The sequence below is a fragment of the Streptomyces sp. NPDC001219 genome, assembly GCF_053597915.1.
The window spans coordinates 17,379-29,469 of the sequence record NZ_JBSFJF010000077.1 but is presented as its reverse complement, the minus strand read 5'-3'; the positions used below and the strand labels follow the sequence as shown (position 1 = coordinate 29,469).

9 protein-coding genes and 1 pseudogene are annotated in these 12,091 nt (G+C 71.9%); 2 read left to right on the top strand and 8 right to left on the bottom strand.

Features of this window, described 5'->3' with window-relative positions; translation table 11 throughout:
- From ACWC9R_RS32075 to iolC, 8 genes and pseudogenes are all read right to left on the bottom strand, one after another.
- Positions 1-417, bottom strand: a pseudogene (locus ACWC9R_RS32075) (two-component sensor histidine kinase); the annotation flags it as partial.
- A 338-nt stretch (positions 418-755) separates the two neighbouring features.
- Positions 756-1,268 carry a GNAT family N-acetyltransferase gene (locus tag ACWC9R_RS32070; RefSeq protein ID WP_450736799.1) on the bottom strand — a complete coding sequence of 171 codons (513 nt, stop codon included), beginning with the start codon at positions 1,266-1,268 and terminating at the stop codon, positions 756-758.
- A gap of 351 nt (positions 1,269-1,619) precedes the next feature.
- Entirely contained in the window at positions 1,620-2,762 is a 1,143-nt protein-coding gene (locus tag ACWC9R_RS32065) for a hypothetical protein (RefSeq protein ID WP_450736796.1), read from the bottom strand.
- A 181-nt stretch (positions 2,763-2,943) separates the two neighbouring features.
- Positions 2,944-4,437: a CoA-acylating methylmalonate-semialdehyde dehydrogenase gene (locus tag ACWC9R_RS32060; RefSeq protein WP_450736794.1), complete on the bottom strand. Its 1,494-nt coding sequence runs from the start codon at positions 4,435-4,437 to the stop codon at positions 2,944-2,946.
- A 37-nt stretch (positions 4,438-4,474) separates the two neighbouring features.
- Positions 4,475-6,358 (bottom strand): 3D-(3,5/4)-trihydroxycyclohexane-1,2-dione acylhydrolase (decyclizing), encoded by a 1,884-nt coding sequence (iolD, locus tag ACWC9R_RS32055; RefSeq protein ID WP_450736793.1) that lies wholly within the window; start codon positions 6,356-6,358, stop codon positions 4,475-4,477.
- Positions 6,355-7,248: a 5-deoxy-glucuronate isomerase gene (gene iolB, locus ACWC9R_RS32050; protein ID WP_450736791.1), complete on the bottom strand. Its 894-nt coding sequence runs from the start codon at positions 7,246-7,248 to the stop codon at positions 6,355-6,357. The genes iolD and iolB overlap by 4 nt, the downstream gene beginning before the upstream one ends.
- Before the next feature lie 30 nt (positions 7,249-7,278).
- Entirely contained in the window at positions 7,279-8,166 is an 888-nt protein-coding gene (locus ACWC9R_RS32045) for a Cgl0159 family (beta/alpha)8-fold protein (RefSeq protein WP_450736789.1), read from the bottom strand.
- Between the two features lie 68 nt (positions 8,167-8,234).
- Positions 8,235-9,227 (bottom strand): 5-dehydro-2-deoxygluconokinase, encoded by a 993-nt coding sequence (iolC, locus tag ACWC9R_RS32040; RefSeq protein WP_450736788.1) that lies wholly within the window; start codon positions 9,225-9,227, stop codon positions 8,235-8,237.
- A 464-nt stretch (positions 9,228-9,691) separates the two neighbouring features.
- Between iolC and ACWC9R_RS32035 the strand changes: the two genes are divergently transcribed.
- Positions 9,692-10,612: a sugar phosphate isomerase/epimerase family protein gene (locus tag ACWC9R_RS32035; protein ID WP_450736786.1), complete on the top strand. Its 921-nt coding sequence runs from the start codon at positions 9,692-9,694 to the stop codon at positions 10,610-10,612.
- Between the two features lie 283 nt (positions 10,613-10,895).
- The gene (locus ACWC9R_RS32030; protein WP_450736784.1) at positions 10,896-11,915 is read left to right on the top strand and encodes a Gfo/Idh/MocA family protein; all 1,020 of its coding nucleotides are present in this window, start codon (positions 10,896-10,898) and stop codon (positions 11,913-11,915) included.
- Positions 11,916-12,091: the final 176 nt, after the last annotated feature.

Here is a 12,091-nt window from a genome sequence, read left to right as displayed (position 1 = left end):
CCGCTGCGCCGTCCGCGTGATCCGCCCCAACGGCGACAACACCCGCCCCGCCATCGCATAACCAAAAGCGAACGCCACCACCGTCAAACCCAGCAAGGCCGCCAGGGAACGGTTCAGGAAGGTATGCAGCGCCAGTTCGCGCTGGTTGTGCATGCACTCGCTGATCGCCGCGTTGATCTCACCCACCGTGCCGAGCGACGGCAGGCCGGGACAACTGCCGTTGCCCACCCGGAGGTTGGTGCCGAAGATCCGGAACTCCGGGGTGCCCTCCTTGAGGGTCTTGGCCGCCAGGATGTAGATGAGCACGAGCAGCACGACCCCGGCCATCAGGAACATGCCGCCGTACAGCAGCGTCAGCCGTATCCGGATGGTCGGCCGCAGCCAGGGCGCCGGACGGCGCGGCGGCTCCGGGGGCACGGGGGGCACCGGGGGCGGGGTCACCGGCGTGGGCGCCGGGGAAGCGGGGGCCTGGGGAGCGGTCGCCACGGCGCTCAGCCCCGACGGGCCGGTGAAACAGGCACGACGCCCGGTACCGGGACAAGAGGTGAACGCACGACTGATCCTTCCTCACATGCCTGAACGCACAGGACAGTTGACAGGGGTATCCATCCTGCACAAAGGGGTCATAAACCGGCAGTAAGCAACGGCTCACCTCCCGGCCCACGGACCCCGGCCCCACCTGCCCCGTGAGCACGCCGACCCGTCCGCCGGACCCTGGGAACGGGCCCGGCGGACGGGTCGGCGCGGACCGGCCGTCAGCCGGTGCGGGTGCCGGTTCCGGTACCGCCGTCCGGCGCCGGCCCCCGCGCCGTCAGCCGGTACCGTGCGAGCCGCTCATCGCTGCTCCAGCGCACCAGCCCGGCCTTCTCCAGGACACGGCAGGACGCCGGGTTCGACAGCTCGACGTCCGCGCACACGGTGTGCACACCCGGCGCCGTGAGGGCGAACGCCACCAGGGCGCGGGCGGCCTCGGCGGCATAGCCACGGCCCCGCCGGGACGGCACGACGCCGTAGCCGAACTCCAGCGCCCCCTCACGCGGCGGCCAGAACAGCCCGATGGCGCCGACCACCTGGCCACCGTCCCGTTCGAGGATCTGCCGCTGGCCGAACACGCCGCGCGCGTCAGGGTTCCCGGCGACGAAGCCGGCGATGACCCGGTCACCGTCGGCGGGGAAGTCCGCGGCCCAGTGCGGCTGCCGCGTCCCGTCGAGCACGGCGGCCAGCTCACCGTCGGACCAGGGCCGCAGCAGCAGCCGAGCGGTGCACAGCTCGGCGCCGCTCGACGGAAGGACGGAGTCCGGGGAGTCCGGGGAGCCAGGGGAAGAGGAGAAATCAGAGAAGGGAGAGAAAGAAGAGGAAGACACGCGTGACTCCTGGTCGTTCGTCGACGACCGGGCCGCGCTCGGGACGGCGGACACTCAGGCGTTCCGCGCGGGTATCCCGCTCAGGCGGCGGCCCGGACAAGGGCATGCTGATGAAGCGTCTGGCGGGCCATAGTCATCAACCTCCCTCGTCCGGCGGTGAGCGCGCTCGGGCACGCGCCCTCGCACCGTATCAACCGGCGGGCCGCCGCCCCCAGTTGTTTTCCGCGTACGGCCTCGGCTGCCGTACGCGCCCGGTCAGTACTGCGGCGGCCCGAAGCCGCCCTGCGGGGGCGGCGGGGTGCCGGGCGGCATCGGCGGGGCACCGGCCGGCGGCATCGGCGGGCCGCTGACCGGGGGCACCGGTCCGGCGGGCGGCTGCCAGACCGGCGGGGCCTGCATGCCGGGCTGCGGTACGAAGCCGGGGACGGCGAACCGCGGTGCCTGCGACGGCGGGTACCAGGCGGGGGCGACCGGCTCACCGCGGCCCATCAGGACCAGCAGCGCCACCGACCCGAACAGGTCCAGTGCCAGCTGGAGTTGGTTGATGAGGTCCATGCCCGGCACGGCGCCGGACAGCTCGAACAGGCTGTGGTTGATGGCCATCCCGATCACCGACAGCACGGCGCCGGGCAGCGACACCACCGCCAGCCCGATGGCCAGCCCGCGGGCCGCGGGGCCACGCATCAGGCTGCTGAGCACGGCCGGCACGGTCAGCGCGAGGAAGAAGAAGGCGGACCAGCCGGCGGCCATTCCCAGCAGCGCGCCGAGGCCGCCGCCCTTGCCGAAGTAGAACATGGCGAAGAACTCGCTGCCGCCCTCCACCAGCATGTAGCCATGCCAGACCACGAGGAGCAGCGCCATCGCGCCGAGCACCAGACCGCCCGCCACACCGGCCTTCCCGGCCGGGCGCATCGGCGGGTCGCTGGGCTTCTGGCGCGGCCAGGAACGCATCCCGGCGAGCAGCACGATGCCCGCGATGACGGTCAGCGGGAACATGCCCAGGCTGCTCAGGAAGACGTTGTCGAAGGTCGCCGTGCCCCGTTCGGCGTGCTGGAACCAGCGGTGGTTCTCGGTGTGGCTGCCGACGCTGATCATGGCTTGCAGCACGGTGGCGAAGGTGAGGGTGGTGGCGACGGCCAGCAGCCCGCCGGCCACCCGCTGACCCGCGAACGCCGTGAACGCCGCCGCCAGCTGCACCAGGGCCAGCCCCAGATGGAACGCGCTGGTGACCTTGTTGGTGGCGCCGGGGTTCTGGAAGGTCCAGGATTCCCAGAGCCCGACGATGCCCAGCTGGCTGAGGTCGACGACCAGCCAGGTCGCGGTGAAAAGGAAGAACAGCAGGCAGAACGCCCCGCCGGTGATACGGGCGCCCTTGGCGAGCGCCATGGACTGTTGCATTGCGTCCCCCGTGTGTGTCAGTGCTGCGCGAGGGAGCACGGTAGCAACGCACCGGTCCGCGGTCTCCCCCGGACCTGGGGTTCTTCCCGGTCAGGCACACCGCGCCCCGGCCGGGACGTCACGCCCCGGACATGCCGGACCCCCGGCCGGTGAGGGGGGCCGGGGGTCCGTCGGGACGTCCTCAGTGGTTGCTGGGGAAGCCCAGGTTGATGCCGCCGTCGGACGGGTCCGGCCAGCGGGTGGTGACGACCTTGCCGCGGGTGTAGAAGTGCACGCCGTCGTTGCCGTAGATGTGGTGGTCGCCGAAGAGCGAGTCCTTCCAGCCGCCGAAGGAGTGGTAGCCCACCGGCACCGGGATCGGCACGTTCACACCGACCATGCCGGCCTCGACCTCCATCTGGAAGCGGCGGGCCGCGCCGCCGTCCCGGGTGAAGATCGCGGTGCCGTTGCCCCACGGCGAGCTGTTCATCAGCTCGATGGCCTCGTCGTAGGTGTCGACGCGGACCACGGACAGCACCGGGCCGAAGATCTCGTCCTTGTAGGCGTCCATCCCGGGCGTGACGTGGTCCAGGAGGGAGATGCCGATCCAGTGCCCGTCCTCGTAGCCCTCGACGGTGTAGCCGGTGCCGTCGATGACGACATCGGCACCCTGGGCCGCGGCGCCCGAGACGTACGAGGCGACCTTGTCCCGGTGGACCTTGGTGATCAGCGGACCCATCTCGGAGGCCGGGTCGTCGCCGGGGCCGATCCGCAGCTGGTCGGCGCGCTCCTTGATCTTGCCGATCAGCGGGTCGGCGGTCTCCCCGACAGCCACGACGACGGAGATCGCCATGCAGCGCTCACCGGCCGAGCCGTACGCGGCATTGATCGCGGAGTCCGCGGCCAGGTCGAGGTCGGCGTCCGGCAGGACCAGCATGTGGTTCTTGGCGCCGCCCAGCGCCTGGACCCGCTTGCCGTTGGCGGTGCCGGTGGTGTGGATGTAGCGGGCGATGGGCGTGGAGCCGACGAAGGAGACCGCGGCGATGTCGGGGTGCTCCAGGATGGCGTCGACGGCCACCTTGTCGCCGTTGACGACGTTCAGCACACCGTCGGGCAGCCCCGCCTCGGCGGCCAGCTCGGCCAGCTTGAGGGCGGCGCTGGGGACCTTCTCGCTCGGCTTGAGGACGAAGGTGTTACCGCAGGCGATGGCCAGCGGGAACATCCACATCGGCACCATCGCCGGGAAGTTGAACGGCGTGATACCGGCGACCACACCGAGCGACTGACGGATCGCCGCCACATCGACCCGGGTGGAGACCTGGGTGGACAGCTCGCCCTTGAGCTTCTCCGGGATACCGCAGGCCAGCTCGACGATCTCCAGACCGCGGGCGACCTCGCCGAGCGCGTCGGAGTGCACCTTGCCGTGCTCGGCGGTGATCAGCCGCGCGATCTCCTCGCGGTGCGCGTCGAGCAGCTCGCGGTACTTGAACAGCACCGAGGTGCGCTTGGCCAGGGAGCTGGTGCCCCAGGTCCGGAAGGCTTCCTTGGCCGTGCGGACGGCCGCGTCGACCTCGTCGGCCGAGGCGAAGGCGACCTGCTTCTCCTGGGCGCCGGTGGCCGGGTTGTAGACCGGGCCGAAGTTGCCGGAGACGCCCTCGACGGGCTTTCCGCCGATCCAGTGGCTGAGGGTCTTCATGCGAGGGGCCTTTCTGGGTGACGACTTCGAGCGGGAGTCAGAGGTGGCGGCGGCGGCCGGCGGCGTGCCGGTCGTACGCCTCGCGTGCGGCCACCGCCGCCGGACGTGTCGCGGTCTCGGCAACGGGAACATCCCACCAGGCCTGGGCCTCCGGCGCGCCCGGCACAGTGTCAGCCGTTTCGGTCTCGACATAGACACATGTGGGCCGGTTCGCGCCACGCGCCTCGGCGAGCGCGGCACGCAGCTCACCGACCGTGGCCGCCCGCAGGACGTGCATCCCCAGCGAGGCGGCGTTGGCCGCGAGGTCGACGGGCAGCGGCGCACCGGTGTACGTGCCGTCCGCGGCGCGGAAGCGGTAGTCGGTGCCGAACCGTTCGCCGCCGGTCGCCTGGGACAGCCCGCCGATCGAGGCGTAGCCGTGGTTCTGGATGAGGACGATGTTGATGTGGAGGCCCTCCTGGACCGCGGTGACGATCTCGGTGGGGTTCATCAGATACGTACCGTCGCCGACCAGCGCCCACACCGGCCGTCCGGGGGCGGCCATCCGCACCCCGATCGCGGCGGGGATCTCATAGCCCATGCAGGAGTAGCCGTACTCCAGGTGGTACTGCCTGCGGGACCGGGCGCGCCAGAGTTTGTGCAGGTCACCGGGGAGCGACCCGGCCGCGTTGATGATGATGTCGGTGTCGTCGACGACGGCGTCCAGCGCGCCCAGGACCTGCGTCTGGGAGGGCCGCACGGAGTCGTCCGCCGCACCGAACGCGGCGTCCACCCGGCGCTCCCAGTCCGCCTTCGCCACCCCGTAGGCGGCCTCGTACTCCGCGTCCACACGGTGCCCGGACAGCTCCTTGGTGAGCGCCTCCAGTCCGGCGCGGGCGTCGGCGACGAGCGAGGCGGCGCCGAGCTTGTGCGCGTCGAACGGGGCGATGTTGAGGTTCAGGAAGCGCACGCCGGGCGCGGCGAAGAGGGTCGTGGACGCGGTGGTGAAGTCGGTGTAGCGGGTGCCGACACCGATGACCAGGTCGGCCTCGCGGGCGAGGGCGTCGGCGGTGGCGGTCCCGGTGTGGCCGATACCGCCGACATCGGCGGGGTGGTCATGGCGCAGCGAGCCCTTGCCGGCCTGGGTGGAGGCGACCGGGATGCCGGTGGCGTCGGCGAAGGCGCACAGCGCGTCCTCGGCCTCCGAGTGGTGCACCCCGCCCCCTGCGACCAGCAGCGGCCGCCGGGCGCCACGAACCGCGCGGACGGCGTCCGCGAGGGCGTCCGGATCGGGGGCGGGCCGGGTCACGCGCCAGACCCGGTCGGCGAAGAACTCCTCCGGCCAGTCGTACGCCTCCGCCTGCACGTCCTGCGGCAGCGCGAGGGTGACGGCGCCGGTGTCCACGGGGTCGGCGAGCACCCGCATGGCCTGGAGGGCGGCGGGGATCAGCGCTTCGGGCCGGGTGACCCGGTCGAAGTAGCGGGAGACCGGACGCAGCGCGTCGTTGACCGACACGTCGCCCGCCTGCGGGACCTCCAGCTGCTGCAGCACGGGGTCCGCCGTCCTGGTGGCGAAGGTGTCCCCGGGCAGCAGCAGGACCGGCAGCCGGTTGACGGTGGCGAGCGCGGCACCGGTGACGAGGTTGGTGGCGCCGGGCCCGATGGACGTGGTGACGGCGTGCGCGGAGAGCCGGTCGCACTGCCGCGCGTAGCCCACCGCGGCATGCACCATGGCCTGCTCGTTACGGCCCTGGAGATACGGCAGCGCGCCGCCGGACTCCAGCAGCGCCTGACCGAGACCGGCGACGTTGCCGTGCCCGAAGATGCCCCAGCAGGCGCTGACCAGACGGTGCCGGCGGCCGTCCCGCTCGGTGTACTGGTGGGCGAGGAACTCGGCCAGGGCCTGCGCGACCGTCAGCCGGCGCGTCGTCGGGGCGTTCATCGGGCGGCTCCTGCGGGCGCTTCGTAGAGGGGGAGACGGGGGTCGACGGGCTGGTCGGGCCAGGTGGAGCGAATCCAGCCGTGGTCGGGGTGGTCGCAGATCAGCCACTCGCGGGTGGCACCGGGACCGGCCATGACGTTGAGGTAGTACATGGCGTGGCCGGGCGCGGCGATGGACGGGCCGTGCCAGCCGTCGGGGATGAGGACCGCGTCCCCGCTGCGGACCTCGGCCAGCACATCGGTGCCCCGGCCGCGCCCCGAGGGGCTCACCCGCTGGTAGCCGACCCCGTCCGTGCCGTGCGCGGACTCGATCTCGAAGTAGTAGATCTCCTCCAGTTCGGACTCCTCGCCGGGCCGGCACTCGTCGTGCTTGTGCGGCGGGTAGGACGACCAGTTGCCGCCGGGCGTGAGCACCTCCACCGCGATCAGCCGGTCGCACACGAAGCTGCCCGCCGCGGCGAAGTTGTTGACCTGGCGGGAGCAGTTGCCGCTGCCGCGCAGCTCCACGGGGACGCCGGAGGCCGGGCCGTAGCGGGCGGGCAGCCGGTTCTCGCAGCGGGCGCCGGTGAGCGCGAAGCGGCCGCCCGCGCCGGTGGCGATCCGGACCTGCGCGTCCCGCGGCACGTACGCGAAGTCGGTGACCGCGCCGAACACGCTCTCCCGCCCGGCCAGTTCGAAGGTCTCGCCGTCCTCGGTGTGCACCGTGCAGCCGCCGGACAGCGGCAGCACGATCCATTCGCTGTCGCCGGTGGCGAAGGAGTGGTGGGCGCCGGGCGGCAGGTCCAGGACACGCAGCGAGGAGTAGCCCCAGCCGGCCCGCTCCGGGTCGATGTCCAGGGCGTACGGGCCCGCCGCCGCGGCGTGGGCACCCAGATGGAATTCAGTGCTCATATCTCGAGTCTCCTGCGGAAATCGCGGCGTTCACAGCAGGCCTACGGCGGTGTCCACGGCGGCCGCGACATCCCCGTCGGCCGGGTAGAGCAGGGAGCGGCCGACGACCAGGCCCTGCACGGTCGGCAGCCGCAGCGCCTTGCGCCACTTCTCGTAGGCGGCTTCCTGGTCCCGGACGGTGCCGCCGATGTCGCCGCCGAGCAGCACGGTCGGCAGGGTGGTGCTCTCACAGACCCGGGCCATGGCGTCGGGGTCGTCGGTGACCGGCAGCTTGAGCCAGGTGTAGGCGGAGGTGCCGCCGAGCCCGGAGGCGATGGCCACGGAGCGGGTGACGGCGTCGGCGCCGAGGTCGTTGCGGACCGCGCCGTCCGCCCGGGAGGACAGGAACGGCTCGACGAAGACGGGCAGCCGCCGCTCGGCCATCGCGTCGATGGTGCGGGCGGTGGCCTCCAGGGTGGTCAGCGAGCCGGGGTCGCGGTAGTCGATGCGCAGCAGCAGCTTGCCGGCGTCGAAGCGGAGCCGGGCGAGGTCCTGGGGGCGGTGGCCGGTGAACCGGTCGTCCATCTCGAAGGAGGCGCCGGCGAGCCCGCCGCGGTTCATCGAGCCCATCACGACCTTGCCGTCGAGGGCGCCGATCAGCAGCAGGTCCTCCAGTATGTCGGCGGTGGCGAGCACCCCGTCCACACCGGGCCGCGACAGCGCCAGGACCAGGCGTTCGAGCAGGTCGAGGCGGTTGGCCATGGCGAGTTGCCGGTCACCGACGGCCAGCGCGCCCCGGGCCGGGTGATCGGCGGCGATGATCATCAGCCGGCCGCTGTCGCCGAGGAGCGGGCGACGGCTGCGGCGGGCGGCGGCCTCCGCGACGGCTTCGGGATGCCGGGCCCGCAGCGTCGCGAGGTCACTGATCCGAGGGGTCAAGGCTCAACTCACCTTCTTGAGTGCACAGGTGGAGGGGTACGGCCACCGGACGGGCCCGGCCACAGGGATCACCGGTCCGCGAGGAAGGCGTCGACCTCGCCGGCCGTCGGCATCGCGGAGGAACAGGCGAGACGGGAGGCGACGATCGCGCCCGCGGCGTTGGCGTACCGCATCATCGGCGCCAGCTCCCAGCCGGCGAGCAGCCCGTGGCACAGCGCCCCGCCGAAGGAGTCCCCGGCGCCCAGGCCGTTGACGACCTCGACCGGGGTGGGCGGCACCTCGGCGGTGCGGCCGTCCCGGTGGACGGCGAGCACACCCTTGGGCCCCTGCTTGATGACCGCGAGCTCGACGCCCATGTCCAGCAGCGCCCGCGCGCAGGCCCAGGGCTCACGGAGCCCGGTGGCGACCTCGGCCTCGTCGACGTTGCCGACCGCCACGGTGGCGTGCCGCAGGGCGGCCTCGTAGTACGGGCGGGCGTCGGCCATCGCGGCGGCGCCGGCTGCCCCGCCGTCCCCGGAGGCGCCGCCCGCACTGCCCCAGAACATCGGCCGCCAGTCGAGGTCGAAGACGGTGGTGCCCGCCTTGGCACGGGCCTCCAGCGCGGCGAGGGTGGCGGTGCGGCTGGGCTCCTCGCACAGCCCCGTCCCGGTGACCCAGAAGATCCGGGCCGCCGCGATCGCGTCCCGGTCCAGCTCCTCGGGGTGGATGACCAGGTCGGGAGCCTTGGGACGGCGATAGAAGTAGAGCGGGAAGTCGTCCGGCGGGAAGATCTCGCAGAAGGTGACCGGCGTCGGGTAGGCGCCGACGGCGGTCACCCACCGGTCGTCCACGCCGAAGTCACGCAGCGCCTGGTGGACGTAGTCGCCGAACGGGTCGCTGCCGGTACGGCTGATGACCGCGCTGCGGCGGCCGAGCCGGGCGGCGGCCACCGCGACATTGGTGGCGGAGCCGCCGAGGAACTTCCCGAAGGTCTCGACCTGAGCCAGCGGCACACCGGTCTGCAACGGGTAGAGGTCGACTCCGATGCGCCCCATGGTGATCAGGTCGTACGGCTCGGTCATGTGCACCCCTTCGGGTCACCCGGCACAGCGGGTTCGGCGGGTTCGGCTCCGAGGAAAGGTCTAACGGGGAGTCCTGGACCCTGTCAATAATTTGTCCTTACATACTGACGTCAAGAGAGCGAGGGCAAGGCGGCGCGAGACCGGCCGGGGCGAGCGAGAAGCCGGCCGGGCCGAGCGAGGACGCCAGCCGGAACGAACGACAGGAACGACAGGAAGGCCGGGACGACCAGCAACGCCGCCCGCCACACCTCCCCCACCCGCACCCCTCACCCAACAAGCCCTCGCCCGCCACCCCTCACACCCCTACACCCCAAGCAACCCCATGCACCCCAAGCAACAAAGTCCTTAAGTCCTTATGTCAGGACGAAGTCTTGACACTCCCCGGGGCGACAGAGAGGCTGTGCCCCACGACCGCACCCCAGCGCCTCCCGGTCACCGCCGACCGGCGAGAGGAGAGCCGCAGCATGCCCGTTCCCCATGCCGCCCAGCCCGCCCTGGACCGCATCCGCGTCGGTTCCGCACCCGACTCGTGGGGAGTCTGGTTCCCCGACGACGACCAGCAGGTCCCCTGGCAGCGCTTCCTGGACGAGGTCGCCGAGGCCGGCTACGAGTGGATCGAACTCGGCCCCTACGGCTACCTGCCCACCGACCCCGCCGCCCTGCGCGACGAGGTCGCCCGCCGCCGCCTCCGTGTCTCGGCCGGCACCATCTTCACCTCGCTGCACCACGGCCCGTCCGTATGGGACAAGACCTGGGCGCATGTCTCCGAGGTCGCCACCCTCACCCAGGCGATGGGCGCGCGGCACCTCGTCGTCATCCCCTCCTTCTGGCGCGACGACAAGACCGCCGAGGAGATCGAGCCGCGCGAGCTGACCGCGGAGCAGTGGAAGCACCTGACCACCGGCATGGAGCGGCTGGGCAGGCAGGTGCGCGACGAGTTCGGACTGGACATCGTCGTGCACCCGCACGCCGACACCCACATCGACACCGAGGAGCACGTCGAACGGCTCCTGCACACCACCGACTCCGACCTGGTCAACCTCTGCCTGGACACCGGCCATTACGCCTACTGCGGCGGCGACAGCGTCAAGCTGATCCGCACCTACGGCGAGCGGATCGGCTACCTCCACCTCAAGCAGGTCGACCCCGACATCCTCAGCGAGGTCGTCGCCAAGGGCACACCCTTCGGCCCCGCGGTCAGGCAGGGCGTGATGTGCGAACCACCGCTCGGCGTACCGGCACTGCCGCCCGTCCTGGAGGCCGCACAGGAGCTGAACGTCGACCTCTTCGCCATCGTCGAGCAGGACATGTACCCCTGCCCGCCCGACCAGCCCTTCCCCATCGCCGAACGGACCCGCCACTTCCTGCGCTCCTGCGGGGCGTGAGTGGTGGGGCTGGGCTTCGCAGGGGTGGGCCTTGCGGGGGTTGCACCTCGCCTGCGTACGTCTCGCCTCACCGCTTCTCGCCTGACCGCGTCTCGCATGGCAACTCCCGCACATGGGCGCCGCGTACATACGTGGGCGCCTCGCCCATAGGCGTCTCGCGTGGCCGCGCCTCGCGTCCGTCCGCCTTGTGGCGCCTCCTCCTCATACCCCGGCAACGATTACGGAGCGTAATCAGTTCCTAGGGTAGCTCACACTCCGTAGCACGTAAGGACTTGTGGACGACATGACTTCGCACGAAACGCTGGGCGTCGCGGTCATCGGCACCGGCCGGATGGGCGCCGACCATGTACGCCGGATCAACGAGGTGATCAGCGGTGCCCGGGTCGCCGCGGTGGTCGACATCGACGCGGCGCGGGTCAAGCACCTCGCCGACGGCATCGAAGGGTGTACCCCCTACACCGACCCGGCCGCCGCCATGGACGACCCCGGGGTGGACGCCGTACTGATCGCCTCGCCGGGACCCGCGCACGAGGCGGCGCTGCTGGACGCCTTCGCGCGGGATCTGCCCGTGCTGTGCGAGAAGCCGCTGACGCCGGACGCCGCCTCCGCGCTGCGGGTGCTGGAGGCCGAGCAGGCGCTGGGGCACCGTCGCGTCCAGGTCGGTTTCATGCGCCGCTACGACGCCGACTACCGCACCCTCAAGTCCCTGCTGGACCAGGGCGCTTACGGGCGTCCGCTGATGCTGCACAACAAGCACCGCAACGCCGACACCCCGCCCGGCTTCACCAACGCGATGATGATCAACGACTCGGTGGTCCACGAGATCGATGTGACCCGCTGGCTGCTGGAGGAGGAGATCACCGCGGTGCGGGTGCTGCGCCCGGCCCCCACCGGCAACGCGCCGGAGGGCCTCAGCGACCCCCAGCTGATCCTCTTCGAGACGGCGGGCGGCCAGGTCGTGGACACCGAACTCTTCGTCAACTGCGGCTTCGGCTACCAGGTCAGCTGTGAGGCGGTCTGCGAGGGCGGCACGGCCAGGATCGGTGACGACCGCGGGGTGTTCAGCAACACCGCCGGCCGCTGGGGCGGTGCGATCACCCCCGGTTTCGTGGAGCGCTTCGAGGAGGCCTACGACCGGCAGGTGCAGCTCTGGGTGAACGCCACCCGGCGCGGCGAGGTCGAGGGCCCCAGCTGCTGGGACGGCTATGCCGCGGCCGCGGTGTGCGAGGCGGGCGTACGCGCCCAGACGACGGGCGAGCGAGTGCCGGTCGAGCTGGTCGAGCGGCCGGCGCTGTACCGCTGAGCGGCATTCCGCAGATCCCTCCCGGCACTCCGGCCCCGCGCTCGCCCCTGTCCCACCGAAAGGCCCGCACGCATCATGCAGCACGCCACCACCCCGCACCTCCCCATACCCCTCCCCCTCCGCCAGCCACCCCCGCACCACCCGCATCACCTCCCCTCCCCTGACCTCGGGTTGGC